Raw genomic sequence first — 24,455 nt, forward strand, 5'->3', positions numbered from 1 at the left:
TGCTCCTTCGATGGGGTTCGTGCGGGTATCGGTTGTCAGGGCAGCGTGGGCTGCACTGAGACGGAGTAGCGGAGGACGACGCTGTCGCCGTCGATCTCGACGGATGACGGCGCGTACGTGCCCTGGAGGGTGTCGACGAGCTCTCGCGCCTCGGGGCTGAGCCCGCCGTCGACGACGGTGGGCGCCGCCGCGATCGTCGAGAGGGACACCTGACGGAAAGCGAGACCTTCCTCTCCGTCCACGATCGGGAAGCCGGACACGCTCACCGAACCGGAGCCGGCGAGAGTGGCCAGAACGGCGACGATCCGCTCGTCGACCTGCCCTGCGGTGAGGCGGTCGCGATCGTCTGCACTCAGCTGCACCTCCGGGTTCGTCGCGAGGGCCGAGCCCAGAGTCGTGCGATCCTGCACGGCGGCTTCCTGGGATGCGGCGGCCTGCTCCGCGCCGTCGATCGTCACCCGACGTACGTCGACCGCCTGCGTGCCTTCGCCGAACGTGGCGACGACCACGGAGTTGTCGATCGCCTCCTGCACCTGCGGGAAAGCACCGGGGAAGGTGCGCATCGAGTCGGTGGTGACCACGTAGTCGGCGTCGCGCCAGCCGTTCGGCGAGTCGGCCTGCACGGCGGGGTCGGTGTCGAGCTTGTAGTACCAGATCACGTTGTCGCGGTCCCAGCCGGCCTTCACCAGGTCGACCCACATCGCATCGTCGACGATCACGCGCTGGTCGGTCGACGCGTTCTCGATGAGCCACTCCTGCGCTCCCCGCAGCGGCTCGTCGAGGTCGGCGAGCACGAATCCGCGCAGCTGCGCGGTCCACAGCGGAGCGGCGACGACGGCGCCGATCGCCGCCACGGCGACGGCCCCGATGGCGAGGGGTCTCCTGCTCGCACCTCGGCGGCGGATGCGGGCGACAGCCGCATCGAGGACACCGGCGATCAGCAGAGCGCCGAACGGGATGAGCATGATCACGTACGGCACCGGGAGATACCCGCCGGGACGGAACATGAAGACCGTCATCGCGAGCACGAGCACCGCGTACGGACGAAGTCGGGGGAGGAGGAGTGCCGCCGCGGCAGCGAGGAGGCTGAGCACGATGAACACCGGATCCAGCTGCCACCACATGCCCAGCGTCCGGTTGATCAGAGAATCGGGATCGGTGATCGAGCCGCTGCCCTCTCGCGAGCCCAGCTGGAAGGTGATGCCCTCGATCAGGCTGACGCGGTCAGCGCCGGCGAGAAGCTCACCCTTGACCGCCGCGAGGAGCAGATAGCTCCCGCCGATCAGCACCAGCACGCTGGCTGCGACCGAGAGCGTGTAGCGACGGGTCTCCTTGCGAGACGAGCGCACCATGACCCAGATCAGGATCGGCAGCGCGAGCAGGAAGGTCTCCTTGGTCAGCACCGAGATGCCGAAGGCCGCGGCAGATCCCGCGAAGGCCGCGAGCTGACCCCGACGGTTGGTCGCGAGGAAGAAGGCGAGCAGGAACCACGGCACCGCGACGTTGTCGAGGTACACGGTGCGATGGAACTGCACGGCGAGGGGAGACAGAGCGAAGATGATGCCGGTGGCTGCCGCCGCGCCCCGGGACATGCCCAATCGGCGGGCCAGTGCCCACAGCACGGCGACCGAGATCAGAGCGGCGACCAGGACGGCTTCACGGCCGGCCAGCACGGCGATGTCCCACCGCTCGAAGGCGCCGGTGAGCTGCGTGTACCCGGCGATCTGCAGCCACCCCAGAGGGGGATGGTCGTACCAATAGGTGTAGTGGGCGAGCTCGCCGAGGTGTGTCACCGCCCAGGCCTGCGCGGTGTATGTACCCTCGTCGTCGATGCGCTGCGGGGCGCCGCCGACGTTCAGGAAGTTGACGATCGCGCTGACGACCAGCACTGGCACCAGCCAGAGCAGATCGCGTGCGTGGGTGCGCACCCAGTCGGCCGCGCGACGACGCGCGCCGCCGAGACCGCGGGGGGACGGCGCGTCGCCGGGTGTCGTGACGGCGTCCGTGCGGTCGGGCTGTACGGGCTTCTCGAGCGTGGTGCTCATGCCGTCACCTCCTGTGCGACAGGGGTCGCTGTGACGCGGGCGGGGCTCGCCCCGTCGTCGCGGTGTGCGCCGGTGTGCTCGGTCTTCTCCCAGCCGCGCTCGCCGCGCAGTTCGCGGAAGACCGCACGCATGGCCGCACCGGCCAGCAGCACCTGGAAGGGGATCGTCCCGAGTACCAGTCGCACGTAGTCGACGGCGCGGACCTTCTGTCCGTACAGCCTGCCGAACTCGCCGAGTCCGGCGATCTCGACGGCGACCGTGACGATGGTGGGAGCCAGCGGGATGAAAGTGAGCAGCGCCACGAGTGTGGGCACCTTCACGACGAGGATGAGGAACAGCGAGAGCGGGATCAGCAGACCCGTCGTCGCCTGCAGGAAAGGCATCGCCAGCATGTAGCGCGCGAACAGCCGCTGCCCACGAGTGGGCAGGGCGCGCCATTCGCCCTTGCGCAGGACCTGCAGGAATCCCTGATTCCAGCGCGTGCGCTGCTTGTAGAAGGACTTCAGCGTGCCGGGAGTCTCCTCGCGGGTGACGTACTCGGGGCTGTATGCGACGACCACCTTCTCGCCCTGACTCGACAGCCGCACGCCGAGTTCGCAGTCCTCGGCGAGGCACTCTGCATCCCAGCCGTGGTTGTACTCGAGCGCGTCGCGCGTGACGAACACCGTGTTTCCGCCGAGAGGGATGAAGTTCGCTCCCGCATGGAAGTGCAGACGCGAGCGGAACCAGAAGTAGTACTCGAGCACGTTCCGCAGAGACCACCAGGAGCTGCGGAAGTTCATCAGCTGCACGCCGCCCTGCACGACGGTGGCACCGCTTTCGGTGAAGCGCGAATCGATATGGCGCAGGAGTTCGGGGTGCACTTCGTCCTCGGCGTCGAACACTCCCACTATCGACCCGGTGGCATACGCGAGAGCGCGGTTCAGTGCTTTCGGCTTGTTCTTGGGGACGCTGTCGTCGACGACCACCTCGATGCGGTCGGGATGCCGGTCGGCAGCGGCTCGCACGACCGCCGCTGTGCCGGGGTCGTCATCGCCGACGATCGCGATGATCTGCACGTCGGGGTGGGTCTGCGCGGCCAGTGCGTCGAGGGTCTGGCCCATGACCTCCTCCTCGTGCCTTCCCGGCACGAGGAGAGTGAAGGTGTGCTGCGGAGCCTGGGGCTCCTTCGAGAACGCCGTGCTGTCGTAGGTGCTCTTGGAACGCCAGGCGTACAGCATCCACCACAGAGTGGTCACGGCGATCGCGGTGAGCGACAGAGCCACGAGGACGAGCCCGGAGTACCCCACGATCGCAGCCCAGTCGACGCCGGCGGTGCTCTGCGACGTGTCGATGAGCCCGGGGTCGAGGACGTCGCGGTTGGGTACGCCCTGCGGAACCGGTGCCTGATCGGGTGCGGGCGTCAGCAGGGGATCCGGAGCGGGATCGCTCTCGAAGCGGCGAGGGATGAGGGAGGAGTGGGCGGTCATGAGGTGGCCTCCTGAGGAGTGCGGAACACGAGGAACCGGTAGGTGAAGTACCGGAAGAGGGTGCCGAGCACGAGTCCGATGACGTTGCCGGAGATGTTGTCCGCGAGAGCGGAGGTGAACCCGAGCAGGTAGTGCGAGACGAACAGGCAGCCGGACGCGATCAGCAGCCCGCCTCCGTTCGCGAGCAGGAAGAGCAGGAGCTCTTTGGCGACCGCGGGCCGTCTCGTCGTGCGGAACGTGACGTAGCGATGCCCGAGCCAGGCGACCCCCGTCGCGACGGAGACCGAGATCACCTTCGCCCAGATGACCTGATCGGGCATCACGGTCGCACGCAGCAGGTTGTAGCCGCCCACGTCGACGACGAAGGCGATGAGCCCCACGCCGCCGAAGGTGGCGAGCTGGGGGACCGCTCCTCGCAGTGCGGAGGCGAGGCGAGACATCAGAAGAGATGGCGCGGAGGGGGTGAGCGTCATGCTGGGGGTTCGGATGCACTCGTCCAGACGGATTGGATGCGATTCGCGGAAAAAGACGGAAATCGCGCGATCTGCGCCCCGATCGACGACGGTGCGGCGTCGGCGTCTCCTCAGAGATGAGCAGACGCATCGCGAAGCCCGGAGAGTTCTATGATTCTGCCCACAATACGATTTAGCTAGCTAAGCTAGCAGTCATGGAACGATACTTTCGGCTTCGGTGGGCGGGCCTGGTCTTCATCAGCATCGCGGTCTCGCTGATCATCGTCGACTCGACGATCGTCAACGTCGCGATCCCTGCGATCGTCGACGATCTCGGCATCACGTCCACCGAGGTGCAGTGGGTGCAGGAGGCCTACACGCTGGTGTTCGCCGCGCTGCTGCTCGTGTTCGGGAGTCTCGCCGATCGGTTCGGCCGGCGACGCATGATGCTGATCGGAGTCGTCGTCTTCGCCGCCTCATCCGTGCTCGCCTCCTTCGCACCGGACGGCGGGATGCTCATCCTCGCCCGACTCGCACAGGGCGTCGGAGGGTCGATGATCCTCCCCACGACGCTGTCGATCATCAACGCCACCTTCCGTGGCAAGGAGCGCGGCATCGCCTTCGCCGTCTGGGGATCGACGATCGGCGGCATGGCAGCTGTCGGTCCGCTGCTGGGCGGATGGCTGACCACAGCGTTCTCGTGGCGCTGGGCGTTCGGCATCAACATCCCGCTCGGCATCATCATCGTCATCGGCGTGCTGCTGACCGTCGCCGAATCCCGCAGTGATCGGACGTCGCGGATCGATGTCGTCGGCGCGCTCCTCTCGGTGCTCACGATGGGAAGCCTCGTCTTCGGACTCATCGAGGGGCGGACCTACGGCTGGTGGCTCGTCGACCAGCGTCCGCAGATCGGCGACTGGACCTGGCCGCTCGACCTGTCGCCGATCCCTTTCGCCTTCGCGCTCGCCCTGGTCTCCCTCGTCGCGTTCATCGTGTGGGGAGTGCACCGCGAGCGTCACGGCAGGTCGACCCTCCTGGCCCTGCGTCTGTTCGCGATCCCGTCGTTCCGCAACGGAAACATCGCGGCCACGGTGGTCTCGCTGGGGGAGTTCGGCATCATCCTCGCGCTGCCGCTGTGGCTGCAGTTCGTGCTGGGCTTCGATGCCCTGCAGACCGGACTGCTGCTGCTGGCGCTCGCCGGCGGATCGTTCGTCGCCAGCGGTGCAGCCGGTGCGGCGAGCGGCAAGGTCGCGCCCGTGTGGGTCGTCCGCGCGGGGCTGATCGCAGAGATCGTCGGTGTCGCCGGCGTCGGCTTCGTCATCGCGCCAGACGCGTCATGGGTCCCGCTCATTCCGTTCCTCTTCGTCTACGGGCTCGGCGTGGGGCTCGCGACGGCCCAGTTGACCGGTGTCGTCCTCGCCGATGTCCCGGTCGCGGACAGTGGCGCGGCATCCGGCACGCAGTCGACGTCGCGTCAGCTCGGGGCCGCTCTCGGCGTCGCGGTGCTGGGCACCGTGCTCTTCACCAGCACGGCTGGGATCCTCGATTCCTCGCTCGAGGCGAGGGGAGTGCCCGCCGATCAGCGTGATCAGGTCGTGGCGTCGGTCGTCGACAGCGCAGGGGCCGCCATCAGCGGACTGGAGGCGCAGCCCGAGACCGCGGACATCGCGGATGACGCCAAAGCAGCCTTCTCCGACGGAACGCGTTTCTCCGCGTGGACGGCGGCAGGGTTCCTCACGCTCGGCCTGCTGTCGACGATCTCCCTCGGCGCCGGTGCACGGAGTCGCAGCGAAGACGAGGAGACGGACGCAGGCCCTCAGACGACGGATGCTGCCGCGGAGAGCGATTCTTCGCGCTGATCGCCGGGTGAATACGAGAAGAGCCGCCTGAAACCAGGCGGCTCTTCTCGTACGTGCGGGTTCGGCGGTCGAATTCTCACTCGTTCCGCGTGTATCCCTTGGTGCCCCCGACAGGAGTCGAACCTGCGACCTACGGTACCGGAAACCGGCGCTCTATCCACTGAGCTACGGAGGCGTACCGAACGACGATATCACTGCTCGGGAGTGGTCTCCGACCCACCGGCCTCCGTCACCGGCGCGTCGCCCAGTTCGGCGAGAGCCGCGGCGAGCTTCTCGGCCAGGTAGCGGTGGCCGTCGGTCGAGGGATGCTTGCGCCCGACCTCCACGTCGATGACCGACAGGTAGTTCTGCGCGGTGATCCAGTTCTGCGCGATGGGGGAGATGTACCACCAGCCGCGGGCCGCGGCGAGATCGCCGAGGTCGGTGTCGATCCGCGCCGTCTCGGTGCCGACGGGCAGCTCGTGCGGCGCGGGGCCGAGTACGACGATCGTCGCCTCCGGGTACTTCGCCGCCATCGCGTCCCACGCGGCGGTCACGGCCTCGCGATACCCCGCCGCGCCCTGAGCGCGGTCGTTGATGGATCCCTGCAGGATGACGAGGTCGGGCGTGAGGGTCGGATCGAGAGCGGCGATCCGCTCGCCGAAGGCGGGGCCGTCGATCCCCGGCTTGAGATACCCGCTGCCGCGGACGCCGTCGACGATCGTCTCGCCGTCGAGCAGCTCGGCGAGCACGTAGGCGTAGCCGAGGGTGGGCTCGGTCGCGGCCGAGCCGTAGGTCCACGAGTCGCCGAAGACGAGAACGGTCGGATGCTCGGGCAGCAGCAGGGGGACGGGGGCGATGGTCACCGCCTCACCGCCGGCCGCGGCTCCCGCGGGAGGTGTCGAGGGCACCGAGACCCAGGGGCGCCAGACCCCGAGGGCCACGGCGGCCACCGCCAGGATCACCGCGATGACGAGGCCCGCGAGGGGCAGACGGTGACGGGTGGAGGCGGCCTTCATGGCATGACTGTAGATCACGTTCCCGCTCCCGCAAATTCGGGGGCCCACCGCGCCGTAAACTGGGACGGCTATGAACCCTGACACACTCGCCGAAGCCCTCCTCGCCGTCCTCGCACCGATCGCCGAGGAACGACGTCCCGGCGAGCCGTTCGAGCTCGCCGCATCCGACATCGTGCTCGACCGTCCCCGCAACCGCGAGCACGGCGACTGGGCCTCGAACATCGCGATGCGCCTGGCGAAGCCGTTCGGCACCAACCCGCGGGAACTCGCTCAGCAGATCGCCGACGGTCTGGCGAAGGTCGACGGCATCGAGAGCGCCGAGGTCGCGGGCCCCGGGTTCATCAACATCCGTCTGGATGCCGCCGCTGCCGGCGCTCTGGCGAAGGTCATCGTCGACGCCGGAGTCGCATACGGACGCAACGACACCCAGGCCGGCAAGTCGATCAACATCGAGTTCGTGAGCGCGAACCCGACCGGCCCGCTGCACATCGGCCACACGCGCTGGGCCGCTCTCGGCGACGCGATCGCGCGTGTGCTGGCGGCATCCGGTGCCACCGTCGCGCGGGAGTACTACATCAACGACGCCGGCGTGCAGATGGAGCGGTTCGCGAAGTCGGTGCTCGCCGCCGTGAAGGGCGAGCCGACGCCGGAGGGCGGTTACGCCGGAAGCTACATCGCCGACCTCGCTGCCCGAGTGATCGAGGCCCGCCCCGATCTGCTCGATCTCGAGGCGGAGGAGCAGGTGGTCGTCGCGCGCGAACTCGCCTATGGGTTCCAGCTCGATGAGCAGAAGCAGTCGCTGTCGAAGTTCAACGTCGACTTCGACGTGTGGTTCTCCGAGCGCACGCTGCACGCCAAGGGCGCCGACGGCACGAGCTTCGTCGACCAGGCCGTCGACCGCCTGCGCGAGCAGGGGCATGTCTTCGACGACGAGGGTGCGGTCTGGGTGCGCACGACCGACTTCGGCGACGACAAGGATCGGGTGATCCGCCGCTCGAACGGCGAGTACACCTACTTCGCGGCCGACGCCGCCTACTACCTGAACAAGGGCGATCGCGGGTTCGAGTACAAGCTGTACCTCCTCGGCGCCGACCACCACGGCTACGTGCATCGCCTCAAGGCCATCGCGGGAGCCGCGGGGGAGGACCCGGAGAAGAACGTCGAGGTGCTGATCGGCCAGCTCGTCTCGGTCGGCGGAGCGCGCCTCAGCAAGCGCGCCGGCAACATCATCGAGATGGACGACCTGCGCGAATGGCTCGGCACCGATGCGCTGCGGTACTCGCTGGAGCGCTCTCCTGCGGACTCGCCGCTCGCCCTCGACCCCGAACTGCTGCAGAAGCGAACGAACGACAACCCCGTCTTCTATGTGCAGTACGCCCACGCGCGGACGCACAACGTGGCTCGCAACGCTGCGGACTCGGGCGTCGACCGTTCGGAGTTCGCCCCCGAGACGCTCACCCATGAGACCGAGAGCGCGCTGCTCGGAGCTCTCCAGGAGTTCCCTCGCATGGTGGCCTTCGCCGCCGAGGTGCGCGAGCCGCATCGGGTCGCCCGCTACCTCGAGGAGCTCGCCGGCCTGTACCACCGCTGGTACGACAACTGCCGCGTGATCCCGCAGGGCGACGACCCCATCGAGACCGTGCATCGCACGCGCCTGTGGCTCAACGACGCCGCGGGTCAGGTCTTGCGCAACGGGCTCGACCTGCTCGGCGTCTCGGCGCCCGAGCGCATGTGACCGGCGTCCGCGACGCCGACAGGGGGATGACAGCATGAGCGACGACAACGAGACGCTTCCCTACCCGTCGGGGGACACCGAGCATCCGACGCTCGTGATCCCCGGGGGCGCAGACGGTGAGGATGCCGCTGAGGCCGCACCGGCGCCGCGTCGACGCCCCCGCTGGCCGTGGGTGCTGGCCATCGTCCTCGTCGTGCTGGCCCTGCTCGTCGTTGCGGCGGAGCTCATCGTGCGCGCCGTTCTTCCCGGGATCGTGCGCGGGATGGTGATCGAGCAGCTCGACCTGCCCGCCGACCAGCAGCTCGAGGTGGAGGCCGACGGCATCCTGCTGCCGCAGCTGATCGGCGGCTCGCTCGACACGTTGCATCTGTCGACGGAGTCCGTCACGCTGCAGGGCATCACCGGAGCCGTCGACGCGACCGTCGCCGGCGTGCCGCTGCGCGGTGGCGACCTCGGCGGCGCGACCGGCACGATCCGCATCGACGAGTCGCAGTTCGGCAGCCTCCTCGCCGACACCGATCTTCCCGTCGAGTCCGTGACGCTCGAAGAGCCCAACGCGACGGTGTCCGGGTCCGTGACGGTGCTCGGACTCTCGATCCCGCTGTCGCTCACCGTGCTCCCCGGGGTCGCCGACGGCGACCTCGAACTGACTCCGGTGGGGGCCGCCATCGGCGGACTCGAGGTCGACGCCGATCAGGTCGGCTCGTCGTTGGGCGCGCTGGGAACCCGGCTGACCGAGACGCAGCGGGTGTGCATCGCCGACCAGCTCCCCGCCGGCATCACCCTCGTCGGGCTGAAGATCGTGGGCAGCGAGGCCGTGATCGACGTGGACGTCGACGGCGCCATCGCGACGGATGAGAGTCTGCTCGAGAAGGGCACCTGCCCGAGACGCTGAGCGTCAGCCCGCGGGCTTCTCGGTCTTCGACTCCGACCGCGCGTCGAGCTCGGCCTTCTGCGCGTCGCGCAGCTCGGCGGTCGCGAGAGCGACTTCCGCTTCGGCGCGGCGCACGCGTCGCTGGGGGAACGTCGATGCGCCGTAACGGGCGTGCACGCGATCGCGACGCTCCTCTTCGGTGGTGACGATGAAGGCGGACGAGATCAGGATCACCTGCGTCGACAGGTTGAGCCAGATGAGCAGCGCGAGCAGTGAGGCGAACGACGCGAGCAGCGGGTTGCTCGTCGCGCCGCCGATGAACAGCCCGGACAGCTCCTGCAGCACCAGCAGGCCGACGCCGCCCAGCAGCGCCCCGCTCCACAGGGAGCGCGCCGACGGCTTCGTCCCCGAGAGCACCCGGAAGACCCCCGCGATCAGCGCGGTGTCGAGCGCCAGCACGACGAGAAGCGACACGATCCGGATGCTCCAGATCGCGAGCGCGGAGTCGTCGGCGATGCCCAGCAGGCCCGCGATCCAGGTGATGCCGATCCGACCGATGAACGTGATCGCGGCGGCCGCCACGAACGAGAGTCCGATGCCGATGGCGAGGAGCAGGTTGCGCAGCATCACCCAGATGAAGAGGACATCGCTCTGCGCGGTGCCCGCGAGGATCCGCACCGCCGTGCGCAGCGAGCCGACGGCGGCGAGGGCGGAGCCGGTGAGAGTGACCACCGAGACGGCCCCCGCGACCGACAGAGAGATCGGAGCCTGCAGGTCGGACGGATCGATGATCGCGCCCTCGCCGATCAGACCAGGGACCACGGACTGCACCGCGTCGATGATCGCGTCCCAGGCGGCCGGATTGCCGGCCAGCCAGAGTGCCGCGATCGAGAAGCCCAGGAGCACGGCGGAGAACACGCTGAACAGAGCACGGTAGGTGACGCTGTCGGCCAGCATGGGGCCGCGTCGCTCCGAGTAGAGCAGGAACGCCCTGACCGGACGCTGCCTGAGCGCCCATCGGATCGCCGCGGCGCTGACACGGGGGATCAGGCCGGGGCGATCGGCTTCTGGGGTTGCGGATTCGGTGCTCATCGCGAACAGTCTAGGAGTCGCGACGGACCGCCCTCAGGGGGTTGACGCAGAGGGTCACCATGGCGGATGCGGCATGACGGGTGCCCTAGAATCGGGGGCGACCTCGCAGCGCGCGTGTTCGCCCGAGACCCGTCCCACGATTGGTGTTCCTTGCTTTCCCCTGCCGACTCGCTCGCCCCGGAATGGCTCGTCGTCCCCGACGACGTGAACGATCTCGCCGCCGCCGTCTGGCCCGCGTCGGCCCGCCGCGACGTCGACGGCGTCGTGCAGCTGGCCGGTGTCTCCGCCACCGCCCTCGCGCAGACCCACGGGACGCCCCTGCTGGTGATCGACGAGGACGAGGTGCGTGCCCGCGCCCGCAGCTTCCGTGTCGCGTTCGACCGCGCGGCCGCCGAGCACGGCACCACAGCCCAGGTGTACTACGCGGGCAAAGCGCTGCTGACCACCGTGATCGCCCGCTGGGTGGTCGATGAGGGGCTCAGGGTAGATGTCTGCACCGGCGGAGAGCTCGCGGTCGCACTCGCGGCAGGTGTCGCGCCGGCATCCCTCGGCTTCCACGGCAACAACAAGTCCGTCGCGGAGCTCGAGCGCGCCGTCGAGGTGGGCGTCGGCACGATCATCGTCGACAGCGCGATCGAGGTCGAGCGGCTCGCGGCGATCACCGCGAGGACCGGTGCCACGCAGCGGGTGCTGGTGCGGGTCATCAGCGGTGTGCACGCCGAGACCCACGACTTCCTCGCCACCGCGCACGAGGACCAGAAATTCGGGTTCCCGCTGCTCGAGGCGGAGCAGGCGGTGGCCCGCATCCGCGAGATCCCCGGCCTCGAGTTCGCCGGGCTGCACTGCCACATCGGATCGCAGATCTTCGGGGTCGCCGGCTTCCGCGAGTCGGCGTCGCGGGTGCTCGAGCTGCACGCCTCGTTGCTCGAGGGGGGTCCGGTGCCGCAGCTCAATCTCGGCGGCGGCTTCGGAATCGCATACACCCGCCTCGACGACCCGACTCCGATCGAGACCCTGGCCGGCGAGATCGTCGCCGCCGTGGCCGAGGGCTGCGCAGCGCGCGGGATCACGGTTCCGGCCCTGTCTTTCGAGCCGGGGCGCGCGATCGTCGGCACCGCGGGGGTGACCCTGTACGAGGTGGGCACCACGAAGGACGTCGCCCTCGACTCCGGTGCGACCCGTCGCTACGTGAGCGTCGACGGCGGCATGAGCGACAATGCCCGTCCCGCCCTCTACGGCGCGCAGTTCTCGGCTCGCCTGGCATCCCGCGCGGGCACCGGCGAGCCGCAGCTCAGCCGCGTGGTCGGCAAGCACTGCGAATCCGGCGACATCGTCGTCGACCACGAGTTCCTTCCGGCCGATGTCGCGCCGGGCGACCTGCTCGCGGTGCCGGCGACCGGCGCGTACTGCGCCCCGCTCGCGAGCAACTACAACCACGTGCCCCGTCCGCCGATCGTCGCGGTGCGCGACGGGCGGTCGACGGTCATCGTCCGCGGCGAGACCATCGACGACGTCCTGTCACGGGACGCCGGCATCGAGGCATCCGAGAACCTGCGGTGACCCGCGCTCCCCGCGACGCGGCATCCGACGACGCACGACAGATCCACCCTCCGAAGGAGAAGCAATGACGACTGAGTACCGACGACTTCGGGTGGCGCTGCTGGGCGCCGGCGCGGTCGGCTCCCAGGTGGCCGACCTGCTGCTGCGCCACGGTGACGAGCTCGCCGATCGCGCGGGCGCCGCTCTCGAGCTGTCCGGCATCGCCGTGCGCGATCTCGACGCCCCGCGCGACACCGATCTGCCTGCGGAGCTGTTCACCACCGAGGCGGAGTCCCTGATCCTCGGGGCCGACATCGTCATCGAGCTGATCGGCGGCATCGAGCCGGCGCGCACGAACATCCTCCAGGCCATCGGCTCCGGAGCCGATGTCGTGACGGCCAACAAGGCGCTGCTCGCCACCCATGGTCCCGAGCTCTTCGAGGCCGCCGACCGCGTGGGCGCCTCGGTGTACTACGAGGCCGCCGCGGCAGGGGCGATCCCCATCATCCGTCCGCTGCGTGATTCGCTGGCGGGTGACCGGGTCGTGCGCATCATGGGCATCGTCAACGGCACCACCAACTACATCCTCGACCGGATGGAGACCGAGGGCGCCGACTTCGCCGACGTGCTCGCCGACGCTCAGCGCCTCGGATACGCCGAGGCCGATCCGACGGCCGACGTCGAGGGCTACGACGCCGCGCAGAAGGCCGCGATCCTCGCGAGCCTCGCCTTCCACACCGCGGTCCCACTGGATGCGGTGCATCGCGAGGGCATCTCCTCGATCACCGCCTCGATGATCGAGGAGGCGCGCGCCGCCGGCTTCGTCATCAAGCTGCTCGCCGTCTGCGAGCGCCTCGAGGCGAACGGCGCCGAGTCGATCTCGGTCCGCGTGTATCCCGCACTGGTGCCCCGGTCGCACCCGCTCGCGTCGGTGCACGGCGCCAACAACGCCGTCTTCGTCGAGGCCGAGGCCGCCGGCTCGCTGATGTTCTACGGTGCGGGTGCGGGCGGCGTGCAGACCGCATCCGCTGTGCTCGGCGACGTCGTCTCGGCGGCACGTCGGCACATCGCGGGAGGGGTCGGCGTCGGCGAATCGACGAGGGCGAATCTTCCGGTCGTCGCGATCGGACATGTCACGACGCGGTACCAGATCACGCTCGAGGTCTCGGATGCGCCGGGCGTGCTCGCCACGGTCGCCGGAATCCTCAGCGAGGGCGATGTCTCCGTCGCCACGGTGGTCCAGACCGTCGACGGCGAGGCGGAGCCCACCGCCCGCCTCGTGATCGGCACCCACCGCGCGACGGACTCGGCGCTCAGCGCCACCGTGACCGCGCTGTCGGAGAGCTCGGTCGTCGAGCGCGTGGTCTCGGTGCTGCGCGTGGAAGGAGAGTGACCGTGGTCGCAGGACGCACCGTCGAGGTGACGGTCCCGGCGACCAGCGCCAACCTCGGCCCCGGCTTCGACACCCTCGGACTCGCGCTCAGCGTCTACGACACGCTCCTCATCACCGAGCTCGCCCCCGGCGAGCTGCAGATCGAGGTCACCGGTTCCGGCGCCCAGGAGATCCCGCGCGACGCATCGAACCTGATCGTCCGCACCGTCGCACACGTGTACGCCGATGTGGATCGTCCTCTTCCCGGTCTGCGCATCCAGGCCGAGAACGGCGTGCCGCACGGGCGCGGTCTCGGTTCATCGGGTGCCGCGGTGGCCGCGGGCATCCTCGCCGCCAAGGGACTGCTCGAGGGCGACGTCGACATCGACGACGCCGACATGCTCCGCCTCGCCACGGAGATCGAGGGGCATCCCGACAACGTCGCTCCCGCACTCTTCGGCGGACTGACCATCGCCTGGATGGGAGAGCACGGCGCCCGCCACAAGAAGCTGCTCGTGCATCGCGGCGTCTCTCCTCTCGTGCTGGTGCCCTCGTACACGATGTCGACGTCGGCCGCGCGCTCGCTGCAGCCGCCTCATGTCTCCACTGCGGATGCGGTGTTCAACCTGTCGCGCTCGGCCCTTCTGATCGCGGCGCTCACCCAGAGCCCTGAACTGCTGCTCGACGCCACGGCCGACCGTCTGCACCAGGACTACCGCGCCGAGGCGATGCCCGAGACCCAGCGACTCGTGCAGGCGCTGCGCAGCGCCGGTTTCGCGGCCGTCGTCTCGGGCGCAGGACCCAGCGTGCTGGTGCTCGCCGACGGACCAGGGCGCCGTCAGGATGCCGTGGAACTCGCCGAATCCACCACCGACACCCCGTGGGACGCGCTGCTGCTCGCCGTCGACGTGCGTGGTGGTACAGTGGGGGAATCGAGCGGAGGGCTCCACGTAACTGCGTGAATCTGGCCCCATTGCAACTCTGCAAGTCCCGCACGCGAATCCCTGTTTCACTGCTCTCAGCGAGAACCCGGTTCTCCCCGAGAACCCAGTGACGAGGTCGGCTGACGCCGAGCGTCAGCCCGTGCGACCGCGCTCAGCACCCGTTGTGCGCGTACCGCTCGTGTTCCCCAGACTGAAGAGGGAGTACTCGTGGAGAATTTCTCCGAGACCCAGAACGACAAGGCGGCAGCCGCCGCCGAGGCTCCGGCGACGGCGTCCGACGCCGCCACCGCATCCGCGACCGAAGTGGCCCCTGCGCGCAAGCGCGCACCGCGACGTGCGAGCACCGCCACGGCGGCAGCGAAGGCCGAGAAGGCCGCCGCCGCCGCTGAGGCGCCCGCTGCCGACGCGGCACCCGCCTCCGCCGCAGCACCCGCTGCCGAGGCTCCGGCCGAGGCCGCACCCAAGGCGAAGACGCCGCGCCGCAGCAGGGCGAAGAAGGCCGATGCCGAGACCGAGGCGTCAGCGCCCGCCGCGCAGGCTCCTGCTGCCGAGGCTCCCGCAGCCGACGCGGCACCGGCAGAATCCGCACCGTCCTCCGACGGCGGATCCTCCGACGCGAGCGACGAGCCGAAGAAGACCACCGGTCGTGGCCGTCGCACCGCCAAGAAGCCGGCCGCCGAGGCCGAGGCTCCCGCCGCAGAGAAGCCCGCCGAGGCCGCTGCGACCGAGACCGGCTCCTCCAACGATTCCGGTTCCGAGTCCGCCGACGGCGGCGAGGAGCAGGGCGGTCGTGGCCGCAACCGCAACCGCAGCCGCAACCGTGGCCGCGGCCAGAACGGCAACGGGCAGGGCGAGTCGCCGCAGTCGCAGCAGTCGCAGCAGCAGAGCGCCCCGACCGATGACGACGGCGGGAACGCCCGCAATCGTCAGCGCAACAAGCGTCGCGGAGGCGCCCCGACCGACGAATTCGACACCGAGATCGGCGAGGACGACGTCCTGATCCCGATCGCCGGCATCCTCGACGTTCTCGACAACTACGCATTCGTGCGCACCACCGGCTACCTCGCCGGCCCCAGCGACGTCTACGTCTCGCTCGGCCAGGTCAAGAAGTACAACCTGCGCAAGGGCGACGCGATCGTCGGATCGATCAAGCAGCCCCGTGAGGGCGAGCAGCAGGGACGTCAGAAGTACAACGCCCTGGTCAAGGTCGACTCGATCAACGGCCTGTCCGTCGACGACGCGGCGACGCGCGTCGAGTTCGGCAACCTCACTCCGCTGTACCCGCAGGAGCGTCTCCGTCTCGAGACGGCTCCCGAGAAGCTCACGCAGCGGATCATCGACCTCGTCGCCCCGATCGGCAAGGGGCAGCGTGGTCTCATCGTCGCGCCGCCCAAGGCCGGCAAGACGATCGTCCTGCAGCAGATCGCCAACGCGATCGCGCAGAACAACCCCGAGGTCCACCTCATGGTCGTGCTCGTCGACGAGCGCCCCGAAGAGGTCACCGACATGCAGCGCACGGTGAAGGGCGAGGTCATCGCCTCGACCTTCGACCGTCCCGCCGAGGACCACACCACGGTCGCCGAGCTCGCCATCGAGCGCGCCAAGCGTCTCGTCGAGCTGGGCCGCGACGTCGTCGTGCTGCTCGATTCGATCACGCGTCTCGGACGCGCCTACAACCTCGCGGCTCCGGCTTCGGGGCGTGTGCTCTCGGGTGGTGTCGACGCCTCGGCGCTGTACCCGCCCAAGCGCTTCTTCGGCGCCGCGCGCAACATCGAGAACGGCGGATCCCTGACGATCCTCGCCACGGCTCTCGTCGAGACCGGTTCCAAGATGGACGAGGTCATCTTCGAGGAGTTCAAGGGCACCGGCAACAGCGAGCTGCGCCTGTCGCGTCAGCTCGCCGACAAGCGGATCTTCCCCGCCGTCGATGTCAACGCGTCGAGCACCCGTCGCGAGGAGATGCTGCTCTCGGCCGACGAGGTCAAGATCACCTGGAAGCTGCGCCGTGCCCTCGCGGGTCTCGACCAGCAGCAGGCGCTCGAGGTCGTCCTCGGCAAGCTCAAGGAGACCCACTCGAACGTCGAGTTCCTCGTGCAGATGCAGAAGTCGATCCCGACGCTGCCTTCGGGCGCGCACGGGCACGACAACAACATCCGCTGAGCGGAGCGGGAGTGTTCGAGTCCGTCCAGACTCTGATCGACGAGCATCGCCGGGTGCAGGAGGAGCTCTCCGACCCGGCGGTGCACGCCGACGCCGCGCGGGCGAAGCGGGTCAATCGCCGCTACGCCGAGCTGTCGCGGATCGTCGCCGCCCATGAGGCATGGGTGGCGGCATCCGATGATCTCGACGCCGCCCGTGAGCTGGCACGCGAAGACGACGCGTTCGCCGCCGAGATCCCGGCTCTCGAAGAGGGACTGCAGGCGGCGCAGGAGAGGCTGCGACGTCTGCTGATCCCTCGCGATCCCGACGATGCTCGTGACGTGATCATGGAGATCAAGGCGGGGGAGGGCGGGGCCGAGTCGGCGCTGTTCGCGGCCGACCTGCTGCGGATGTACGTGCAGTACGCCGCATCCAAGGGGTGGAAGACAGAGCTCCTGGAGCGCAACGAGTCCGATCTCGGCGGCTACAAGGACGTGCAGGTCGCCATCAAGGGATCCTCCACCGACCCCGCGCAGGGCGTCTGGGCGCACCTCAAGTACGAGGGCGGTGTGCACCGTGTCCAGCGCGTGCCGGCGACCGAGTCGCAGGGTCGCATCCACACCTCGACCACCGGCGTGCTGGTGTTCCCCGAGGTGGATGAGCCCGACGAGATCGCGATCAACCAGAACGACCTCAAGATCGATGTCTTCCGCTCGTCCGGTCCGGGCGGTCAGTCCGTCAACACGACCGACTCCGCGGTGCGCATCACCCACCTGCCCAGCGGCATCGTCGTCTCGATGCAGAACGAGAAGTCCCAGCTGCAGAACCGTGAGGCCGCGATGCGCGTGCTCCGCGCTCGCCTGCTCGCCAAGCAGCAGGAGGAGCTGGATGCCGCGGCCTCGGACGCGCGCAAGTCGCAGATCCGCGGTATGGACCGCTCGGAGCGCATCAGGACGTACAACTTCCCGGAGAACCGCATCGCGGACCATCGCACGGGCTTCAAGGCGTACAACCTGGACCAGGTGATGGACGGGGCTCTCGAGCCCATCATCGAGAGTGCGATCCAGGCCGACGAAGAGGCGCGGCTCGCGGCTGTCGGCTCCGACTCCTGACGGCTCTGCGTCCGTGCGGTTCCGTGCGCTGAGCGCCGCGATCGCGACGGCACCTCAGGTGCGCGCCGCGTACCGGTGCTCCGGTCGGCCGGTGGCTCCATAGCGCAGGCGCACCTCCACGACGGTGCGTGCCGCGAGCGCCGCGAGATGGCGCTGCGCGGTGGCGCGAGAGATGCCGACCCGCTCGCCCACCTCGGCGGCCGATGCCTCTCCATCGCCGAGCGCCGCGAGCACCAGCTGTTCGGTCGCGGAACGCGAGACGGTCACGGGTTCACCGGAGCCGTGCAGGATCGCCAGTGCTCGATCCACATCCTCCTGTGGCACCGGACGGTCGCCGGCGAGCAGATTGCGGTAGCGTGCGTACCGCTCGAGCAGTCCCGTGAGACCCCGTCGATCGAAGGGCTTGCGCAGGTACCCCACGGCGCCCGAGCGCAGCGCCCGCCGCACGGTGGGACCATCGTCGGCGGCGGAGATCAGAATGGCGTCGACCGCCGTCTCGCGCACCAGGGCGATGCCGTCGCCGTCGGGGAGATAGACGTCGGCGAGGAGCAGATCGGGACGGGACGCGTGCAGGCCGTCGCGCGCCTCTGCGATCGTGCGCACCGGCTCGAGGGCGCGGAAGCCGGGCTGCTCGTCGACGATGCCCCTGTGCAGCTCGCCGACGCGGAAGTCGTCGTCGAGGATCAGGACGCGGAGGGGATCGGTCATGGGCTCTTCCTGTCATCTGTCGGAGCGATGGATACGGCGGCGCCGAGTCGGGCGGCGAACACGGCTCCGTGCTCGGGGCCGCCCGGGTCTATGAGCCAGAGGTCGCCGCCACTGCGGCGGGCGATCTCCCGCGCGAGCGGGAGGCCCAGCCCGTGTCCGTGCACACGGTCGGCGCCGTCGTCGCCGGGGGAGCGCGGCGACATCGGGTCGGCGCCGCCGAGCCCCCGCCCTGAGTCGGCCACCGTGACCACGAGCGCGTCGCCGTCGCCGAGCACCGCGACCTCGACCCATCGAGGTGCGCGGTCGCCGGCCACCGCGGCGGTCACGGCATTGTCGACGAGGTTGCCGAGGACAGCGGCGACGTCTTCGGGCTCGATGATGCTGCCGATCACCTGCGTGTCGTCCGCTATGCGCAGCGCCACACCGCGCTCACCCGCCTCGATGCCCTTGGCGCCGAGGAACGAATGGAGAAAGGCGTCGCCGAGCAGATCGAGGCCGACGACCGGGAACGCCACGGAGCCGCGTTCCACGAGTTCGCCGAGGAAGGCCCGCGCGTCGGGGATGCGATCGGCGTCGAGGAGGCCGGCCGCCACATGCATCCGGTTGGCGAACTCGTGCCGTTGCACCCGCAGGGCGGCGGTCACCGCGCGCACGCTCTCGAGTCGCTCCGTCAGTGCGATCAGATCGGTGCGATCGCGGATGATCAGCACGTCGCCGAGTCGGCGCCCGGCTCGTTCGACCGGACGCGAATCCAGATAGAGCACCCGCTCCTCGATCACGGCGCTGGATCTCGCCACCCTGCCCGACGCCGTCTCGAGGAGCGCGGGAGGCAGGCCCAGATCGACGAGCGGTCGACCCACCGGAGCGTCGAGGCCCAGCATCCGGTCGGCGGCGGCGTTGCTCACCCGCACGATGCCCGCGGTGTCGACCGCGAGCACGCCGTCGTCGACGCCGTCCAGCACCGCGGTCTGGTTCTGCACGAGGGCGACGAGCTCCTCCGGCTGCACCCCGAACGTCAACCGCTCCCAGCGTCGACGCAGGAGCTGGAACGCGAGCAGGGAGAGAGTCAGGGCACCCACGGCGGTGAGCCCGATGACACTGAGCAGCGGGGGCAGATCGTCGAACACGCCGGTGCGCTCGAAGCCGACGCTGATCTCTCCGACGGGCGTGCCGTCGGCATTCCGCACCGGCACCTTGGCGCGGGCGGACTCCCCGAGCGTGCCGGTCTGCCACTCGACGACCTCGTTGCCGGCGAGCACGTCGGCGAACGGCGTGCTCACGACCTCGCCGAGGCGCGCGCTGGTCGGATGCGCGAGGCGGATGCCGTCCTCGTCCGTGATCACCACGAAGAGTGCTCCGGTGCGGGCCGCCACATCGAGAGCGGTGCGTTGCAGGTCGCCGTTCTTCAGGCTCGCGGCATCAGGTGGCCCGCTCGCCGCCGAGATACGAGCGACCTCGGCGCGCACCTGAGGGTCTTCGGCCAGGGTCCTGGCGATGCCGAGGGCGGTGGACTGCGCCTCCGCACGCAGCTGCTGCACGGCGAGGGCCAGGTACACGCCCGTGCACAGGGCGACGACGAGCGCGACGGCCGCGAGCTGCAGCAGCAGCGCGCGGGTCGCGAACCGCCACCTGTTGGTCGTCTTCGGCACGGGGCTCCCTTCGCGCAATATGCGCAGAAGTCACGCTACGCGCATAACGCCCGGGAATGCGGGATACCGCACACGGACGCGCCGGATTGCCTACTGTCGTCAGGATCCGTCGAAGTGGACGGAACCGACGAAGGAGTCACCGTATGCCCGATGCACTCACCGGCCTGTTCGCGGCCGCCGACGAGGCTCCCACGTATGACGTGGCTTTCGTGCCGCCGGAGTGGGTCCTGGTCCTGCTCGGATTCACCATGGTGCTGGCGTTCATGACGCTCATCATGACCAAGAGGCTGACCCCGATGGTCGCCCTGATCCTCGTGCCCACCGTGTTCGGTCTGTTCGCGGGTGCCGGCCTCGGGCTCGGCGACATGATCCTCGACTCGATCTCCACGATGGCACCGACAGCGGCGCTGCTGATGTTCGCGATCATGTTCTTCGGGATCATGATCGACGTGGGACTCTTCGACCCGCTGATCCGCCTGATCACGCGACTGCTCGGCGACGACCCGGCGAAGGTCGTGCTGGGCACGGCGATCCTCGCGGGTGCGGTGTCGCTCGACGGCGACGGGTCGACGACCTTCATCATCACGACCTCGGCCATGCTGCCCATCTACCTGCGACTGGGCATGAGCCCCGTGGTGCTCACCTGCGTCGCGGGCCTGATGAACGGCACCCTGAACATCGTGCCGTGGGGCGGACCCACCGTGCGGGCCGCGACCGCGCTCGGTCTGCAGCCGACCGACATCTTCGTGCCGATGCTCCCCGCCCTGGGGGTCGGAATCCTGGTGACGTTGAGCTTCGCCTGGCTGCTCGGGCTGGGGGAGCGGCGTCGCCTCGGCCGTCTCGACTCCGCCGGGCTCCTCACGGGCGGCGACGGCGGTGCGCTGTCGACCGTGCCGAAGATCTTCCGCGGATCCGACGCGAAGCCCGGGGCCCGTGCGGCGCTGCGCACCGGCAACATCGTCGTGGTCGCCGGCGGTCGTGCCCCGGTCCCCGCCGCGAGCGTCGACCCTGCGGACACCGCCATGGCGGACACCATGCTCGACCCGGAGCGGCCGACCCTGCGTCCGAAGCTGATCTGGGTCAACCTCGTGCTGACGCTCGCGGTGATGGTGCTGCTGGTCCTCGACATCATGCCCCTCCCGTACGTGTTCATGGTGGGTGCGGGCATCGCGCTGCTCGTCAACTTCCGCGGCATCAAGGATCAGGCGTCCGAGATCGTCGCCCATGCTCCGAGCATCGTCGGCGTCGTGTCGATGGTCATCGCGGCCGGGGTGCTGGTCGGAGTGCTGTCGGGCACCGGCATGGTCGACGCGATGGCGACCTGGATCACCGATGTCCTGCCTCCCTCGCTCGGGCCCTTCCTCGCTCCGATCACCGGAGTGCTGTCGATCCCGTTCACGTTCTTCATGTCGAACGACGCGTTCTACTACGGCATCCTGCCCGTGCTCTCGCAGAGTGCGGCGGCTTACGGGATCGACCCGGTCGAGATGGCGCGTGCGTCGATCATCGGCCAGCCGGTGCACCTGCAGAGCCCACTCGTGCCGGCGATCCTGCTGCTCGTCTCGCTGGCCGGCGTGAACCTCGGCGACCACCACCGCAAGGTGCTCTGGCGCGCGACGATCGTGTCTCTGGTGATGCTGGCGATCGGCATCGTCTCCGGAGCGATCCCGTTCTTCGTGGCTCAGTGACGCGGGGCCTGCGGAAGCACTGACCCGCGCACCCGAGGGGGCTGCGACGCCGCGTGACGACCGTGACCCACGGCCGCCGCGCGGCGTCTGCGATCCACGGCCGCCGCGCGGCGTCGGCGATCCACCGTCGCCGCGCCGCGTCGATCGGCGCCGCCGGGGCACGGCCCCGGCGTCGACTCAGATCGAGTACTGACTCAGATCGAGTACTGACTCAGATCGAGTACTGACTCAGATCGAGTACTGACTCAGATCGAGTACTGACTCAGATCGAGTACTCCGGTGCGGTGAGCATGGCGCGCGTGTCCTCGCCGCGCATGCGAGCGCGAGGTTTGGCCGGCACCCCGACGAGGACGCTGTCGGCCGGCGCATCACGGGTGACGACGGCGTTGGCTCCCACCACCGATCCCTCGCCGATCCTGACGGGGCCGAGGATCTTCGCCCCTGCGCCGACGGCCACCCCGTCGCCGAGAGTGGGGTGGCGCTTGCCCGCGTCGCGTGTGCGACCGCCCAGCGTCACCCCGTGATAGAGCATGACGTCGTCCCCCACCTCGGCGGTCTCGCCGATGACGACGCCCATGCCGTGGTCGATGAAGAACCGGCGGCCGATGCGCGCCCCCGGGTGGATCTCGATGCCGGTGAGCCACCGTGAGATCTGCGAGATCGCACGGGCGGGCAGACGCAGTCCGCGTCGCCACAGGCGGTGCGAGACCCGGTGCGCCCAGATCGCATGCAGACCCGGGTACAGCAGCGCCACCTCGGCCGCGCTGCGTGCCGCGGGGTCGCGCAGACGTGCCGCCGCGACGTCCTCGCGCATTCGACCGATCATGCTCATCGAGCGGATCAGGACTCGAGGAGGTTCTCGTACAGGGCGGTCGAGAGGTAGCGCTCGCCGAACGAGGGGATGATGACGACGATCGTCTTGCCCGCGGCCTCGGGGCGCTGCGCGACCTGCAGAGCGGCCCAGATCGCGGCACCGCTCGACATGCCGACCAGGATGCCCTCTCTGCTCGCGGTCTCGCGTGCGACGCGGATGGCGTCGTCGAAGGTGACGTCGATGACCTCGTCGAGGATGTCGCGGTCGAGGATGGGCGGCACGAAGTTCGGTCCGATCCCCTGGATCTTGTGCGGTCCGGGGTGTCCCTCGGTGAGGATGGGGGAGTCCTTGGGCTCGACGGCGACGATCTGCACGCCCGGGACGCGCTCCTTGAGCACCTGGCCGACACCGGTGATGGTTCCACCGGTGCCGATGCCGGCGACGAGGTAGTCGACGGAGCCCTCGGTGTCGCGCAGGATCTCCTCGGCCGTGGTCCGCCGGTGGATCGCGGGGTTCGCCTCGTTGGCGAACTGCTTCGCCAGCACCGCACCCGGCGTGCGGGCGGCGATGGCCTCCGCTTCGGCGATCGCGTGCGTCATGCCCTTGGTCGGGTCGGTGAGGACGAGTTCGGCGCCGAACGCCTTCAGCAGCATGCGCCGCTCCTTCGACATCGACGCGGGCATCGTGAGGATCACGTCGTACCCGCGTGCGGCGCCGACCATCGCGAGCGCGATACCGGTGTTGCCGCTGGTCGCCTCCACGATCGTGCCCCCGGGCTTCAGCTCGCCGGAAGCCTCAGCGGCATCGACGATCGCGATGCCGAGACGATCCTTGACGCTCGAGGCGGGGTTGTAGAACTCGAGCTTGGCGAGCACCGTCGCACCGAGACCCTCGGTGACGCGGTTGAGGCGCACCAGGGGGGTGTTGCCGAACGCGGACGTGATGTCGGAGTGGATACCGGGCATGGAGGAGCCTTCCTGTGCGGGGGGACTGCGCCTACAGCCTAAGCGAGCAGCACCGGGGGGCGGGCAGTATGACGCCGGTACGCGCTCTACGCTTGATCCATGCCCGACATCTCCCTCGCCTCGGCGGTGCGCACGGCCGCCGCGCGTCTCGCAGCGGCCGGCGTGCCCGATCCCCTCGTCGACGCCGAGCTCCTGGCCGGGCATCTGCTGGGGCTGCGACGCGGAGAGGTGCAGGCCGCCATCATCCGAGGCGATGCCCTGAGCGGCGAGATCGAGAGCGCACTGGATGCCGTGGTCGCCCGGCGTGCGGCACGGGAACCGCTGCAGCACATCACGGGGGTCGCTCCGTTCCGGCATCTCGAACTCGCCGTGGGTCCAGGGGTCTTCGTGCCACGGCCTGAGACCGAGACGGTCGTGCAGTACGCGATCGATGCGCTGCTCGGCTCAGCGCTCCCCGCCCCGATCGCCGTCGACCTCGGCACGGGGAGCGGGGCGATCGCGCTCGCGATGGCCACGGAGGTCCCGCACGCGCGCGTGTTCGCCGCGGAGCTCTCCCCGGACGCGTATCCGTGGGCTGTGCGCAACACGGCAGGCGTCGAGAACCTCACCCTCGTCAACGACGATCTCGCGCACGCGTTCGGCGAGCTCGACGGCACCGCATCGGTCGTGATCTCCAACCCTCCGTACGTGCCAGACGAGGCGATCCCGCGTGATCCGGAGGTGCGTCTGTTCGACCCGTCGATGGCCCTGTACGGGGGCGCGGACGGCCTCGACCTGGTGCGTGTGCTGAGCGTGCGGGCCGGGGAGCTGCTGCACCCCGGCGGGCTTCTCGTGATCGAGCACGGCGAGCTGCAGGGCGAGGAGATCCGCAGCATCCTGACCCGCGACGGATGGCGCGCCGCAGCGACGCATCGCGACCTCACCCTTCGCGACAGGGCGACGACCGCTCTGCGCCCCTGAGCGCAGACACGAATCCTTCAGCCACCCCGGCTAGAATCGGA

Annotated in this window: 19 protein-coding genes and 1 tRNA gene; 10 read left to right on the top strand and 10 right to left on the bottom strand. The window is 69.5% G+C overall.

All coding sequences use genetic code 11. From position 1 onward, the window contains the following. Positions 1-35: 35 nt before the first annotated feature. The 3 genes from DXT68_RS06520 to DXT68_RS06530 are packed head-to-tail and all read right to left on the bottom strand — an operon-like array spanning position 36 to position 3,954. Entirely contained in the window at positions 36-2,045 is a 2,010-nt protein-coding gene (locus tag DXT68_RS06520; protein ID WP_052677838.1) for an ArnT family glycosyltransferase, read from the bottom strand. Continuing rightward, the gene (locus DXT68_RS06525) at positions 2,042-3,514 is read right to left on the bottom strand and encodes a glycosyltransferase (protein ID WP_174233196.1); all 1,473 of its coding nucleotides are present in this window, start codon (positions 3,512-3,514) and stop codon (positions 2,042-2,044) included. Before DXT68_RS06525 ends, DXT68_RS06520 begins: the two co-directional genes overlap by 4 nt. Further along, positions 3,511-3,954 carry a GtrA family protein gene (locus DXT68_RS06530; RefSeq protein WP_045255672.1) on the bottom strand — a complete coding sequence of 148 codons (444 nt, stop codon included), beginning with the start codon at positions 3,952-3,954 and terminating at the stop codon, positions 3,511-3,513. The genes DXT68_RS06525 and DXT68_RS06530 overlap by 4 nt, the downstream gene beginning before the upstream one ends. 227 nt (positions 3,955-4,181) lie before the next feature. Between DXT68_RS06530 and DXT68_RS06535 the strand changes: the two genes are divergently transcribed. Continuing rightward, entirely contained in the window at positions 4,182-5,825 is a 1,644-nt protein-coding gene (locus tag DXT68_RS06535) for an MFS transporter (protein WP_045255396.1), read from the top strand. Positions 5,826-5,924: 99 nt separating this feature from the next. Here the strand turns inward: DXT68_RS06535 and DXT68_RS06540 are convergent. Next, a tRNA-Arg gene (locus DXT68_RS06540) sits at positions 5,925-6,000 on the bottom strand. Positions 6,001-6,016: 16 nt separating this feature from the next. Continuing rightward, a complete protein-coding gene (locus tag DXT68_RS06545) occupies positions 6,017-6,823 on the bottom strand; it encodes an SGNH/GDSL hydrolase family protein (protein WP_082069079.1) in 807 nt (268 codons plus the stop codon). Between the two features lie 70 nt (positions 6,824-6,893). On the opposite strand from DXT68_RS06545, the gene argS reads away from it, so the two are divergent. Together argS and DXT68_RS06555 are read left to right on the top strand one after the other, a co-directional pair. After that, positions 6,894-8,558: an arginine--tRNA ligase gene (gene argS / locus DXT68_RS06550; RefSeq protein WP_045255395.1), complete on the top strand. Its 1,665-nt coding sequence runs from the start codon at positions 6,894-6,896 to the stop codon at positions 8,556-8,558. A gap of 34 nt (positions 8,559-8,592) precedes the next feature. Beyond that, positions 8,593-9,453, top strand: a complete 861-nt coding sequence (locus DXT68_RS06555) for a hypothetical protein (RefSeq protein WP_045255394.1) — start codon at positions 8,593-8,595, stop codon at positions 9,451-9,453. Between the two features lie 3 nt (positions 9,454-9,456). Here DXT68_RS06555 and DXT68_RS06560 read toward each other — a convergent pair whose 3' ends face one another. Further along, entirely contained in the window at positions 9,457-10,524 is a 1,068-nt protein-coding gene (locus DXT68_RS06560) for a YihY/virulence factor BrkB family protein (protein ID WP_045255393.1), read from the bottom strand. A 150-nt stretch (positions 10,525-10,674) separates the two neighbouring features. Between DXT68_RS06560 and lysA the strand changes: the two genes are divergently transcribed. From lysA to prfA, 5 genes are all read left to right on the top strand, one after another. Continuing rightward, positions 10,675-12,084 (top strand): diaminopimelate decarboxylase, encoded by a 1,410-nt coding sequence (lysA, locus tag DXT68_RS06565; RefSeq protein WP_045255392.1) that lies wholly within the window; start codon positions 10,675-10,677, stop codon positions 12,082-12,084. Positions 12,085-12,148: 64 nt separating this feature from the next. Continuing rightward, positions 12,149-13,456, top strand: coding sequence for a homoserine dehydrogenase (locus tag DXT68_RS06570; RefSeq protein WP_045255391.1), 1,308 nt, complete (start codon positions 12,149-12,151; stop codon positions 13,454-13,456). Further along, the gene (thrB, locus tag DXT68_RS06575) at positions 13,453-14,397 is read left to right on the top strand and encodes a homoserine kinase (RefSeq protein WP_045255390.1); all 945 of its coding nucleotides are present in this window, start codon (positions 13,453-13,455) and stop codon (positions 14,395-14,397) included. Before DXT68_RS06570 ends, thrB begins: the two co-directional genes overlap by 4 nt. A gap of 189 nt (positions 14,398-14,586) precedes the next feature. Next, positions 14,587-16,539 (top strand): transcription termination factor Rho, encoded by a 1,953-nt coding sequence (gene rho, locus DXT68_RS06580; RefSeq protein ID WP_045255389.1) that lies wholly within the window; start codon positions 14,587-14,589, stop codon positions 16,537-16,539. Between the two features lie 11 nt (positions 16,540-16,550). Then, positions 16,551-17,630: a peptide chain release factor 1 gene (gene prfA / locus DXT68_RS06585; RefSeq protein ID WP_045255388.1), complete on the top strand. Its 1,080-nt coding sequence runs from the start codon at positions 16,551-16,553 to the stop codon at positions 17,628-17,630. 54 nt (positions 17,631-17,684) lie between these two features. On the opposite strand, the gene DXT68_RS06590 is transcribed toward prfA, so the two are convergent. Then, the gene (locus DXT68_RS06590) at positions 17,685-18,338 is read right to left on the bottom strand and encodes a response regulator (RefSeq protein WP_045255387.1); all 654 of its coding nucleotides are present in this window, start codon (positions 18,336-18,338) and stop codon (positions 17,685-17,687) included. Beyond that, positions 18,335-19,987, bottom strand: a complete 1,653-nt coding sequence (locus DXT68_RS06595) for a sensor histidine kinase (protein WP_052677837.1) — start codon at positions 19,985-19,987, stop codon at positions 18,335-18,337. The genes DXT68_RS06590 and DXT68_RS06595 overlap by 4 nt, the downstream gene beginning before the upstream one ends. Before the next feature lie 143 nt (positions 19,988-20,130). Here DXT68_RS06595 and DXT68_RS06600 point away from each other — a divergent pair, with 143 nt between their 5' ends. Further along, entirely contained in the window at positions 20,131-21,675 is a 1,545-nt protein-coding gene (locus tag DXT68_RS06600; RefSeq protein WP_045255386.1) for a CitMHS family transporter, read from the top strand. Between the two features lie 262 nt (positions 21,676-21,937). Here DXT68_RS06600 and epsC read toward each other — a convergent pair whose 3' ends face one another. After that, complete coding sequence (gene epsC / locus DXT68_RS06605; protein WP_045255385.1) at positions 21,938-22,507, bottom strand: serine O-acetyltransferase EpsC; 570 nt, start codon at positions 22,505-22,507, stop codon at positions 21,938-21,940. A gap of 8 nt (positions 22,508-22,515) precedes the next feature. Then, complete coding sequence (gene cysK, locus DXT68_RS06610) at positions 22,516-23,454, bottom strand: cysteine synthase A (RefSeq protein WP_045255384.1); 939 nt, start codon at positions 23,452-23,454, stop codon at positions 22,516-22,518. 99 nt (positions 23,455-23,553) lie between these two features. Between cysK and prmC the strand changes: the two genes are divergently transcribed. Continuing rightward, complete coding sequence (gene prmC / locus DXT68_RS06615; protein ID WP_045255383.1) at positions 23,554-24,414, top strand: peptide chain release factor N(5)-glutamine methyltransferase; 861 nt, start codon at positions 23,554-23,556, stop codon at positions 24,412-24,414. Positions 24,415-24,455 lie beyond the last annotated feature (41 nt).

The organism is Microbacterium foliorum, assembly GCF_003367705.1.
Classification (GTDB): Bacteria; Actinomycetota; Actinomycetes; order Actinomycetales; family Microbacteriaceae; genus Microbacterium; species Microbacterium foliorum.

Bases quoted from the DNA above. Each gene is read 5' to 3' on its own strand.
- DXT68_RS06520 (WP_052677838.1), bottom strand. From the start codon at position 2,045: ATGAGCACCACGCTCGAGAAGCCCGTACAGCCCGACCGCACGGACGCC.
- DXT68_RS06525 (WP_174233196.1), bottom strand. From the start codon at position 3,514: ATGACCGCCCACTCCTCCCTCATCCCTCGCCGCTTCGAGAGCGATCCC.
- DXT68_RS06530 (WP_045255672.1), bottom strand. From the start codon at position 3,954: ATGTCTCGCCTCGCCTCCGCACTGCGAGGAGCGGTCCCCCAGCTCGCC.
- DXT68_RS06535 (WP_045255396.1), top strand. From the start codon at position 4,182: ATGGAACGATACTTTCGGCTTCGGTGGGCGGGCCTGGTCTTCATCAGC.
- DXT68_RS06545 (WP_082069079.1), bottom strand. From the start codon at position 6,823: ATGAAGGCCGCCTCCACCCGTCACCGTCTGCCCCTCGCGGGCCTCGTC.
- argS (WP_045255395.1), top strand. From the start codon at position 6,894: ATGAACCCTGACACACTCGCCGAAGCCCTCCTCGCCGTCCTCGCACCG.
- DXT68_RS06555 (WP_045255394.1), top strand. From the start codon at position 8,593: ATGAGCGACGACAACGAGACGCTTCCCTACCCGTCGGGGGACACCGAG.
- DXT68_RS06560 (WP_045255393.1), bottom strand. From the start codon at position 10,524: ATGAGCACCGAATCCGCAACCCCAGAAGCCGATCGCCCCGGCCTGATC.
- DXT68_RS06570 (WP_045255391.1), top strand. From the start codon at position 12,149: ATGACGACTGAGTACCGACGACTTCGGGTGGCGCTGCTGGGCGCCGGC.
- DXT68_RS06590 (WP_045255387.1), bottom strand. From the start codon at position 18,338: ATGACCGATCCCCTCCGCGTCCTGATCCTCGACGACGACTTCCGCGTC.
- DXT68_RS06600 (WP_045255386.1), top strand. From the start codon at position 20,131: ATGCCCGATGCACTCACCGGCCTGTTCGCGGCCGCCGACGAGGCTCCC.
- epsC (WP_045255385.1), bottom strand. From the start codon at position 22,507: ATGAGCATGATCGGTCGAATGCGCGAGGACGTCGCGGCGGCACGTCTG.
- cysK (WP_045255384.1), bottom strand. From the start codon at position 23,454: ATGCCCGGTATCCACTCCGACATCACGTCCGCGTTCGGCAACACCCCC.
- prmC (WP_045255383.1), top strand. From the start codon at position 23,554: ATGCCCGACATCTCCCTCGCCTCGGCGGTGCGCACGGCCGCCGCGCGT.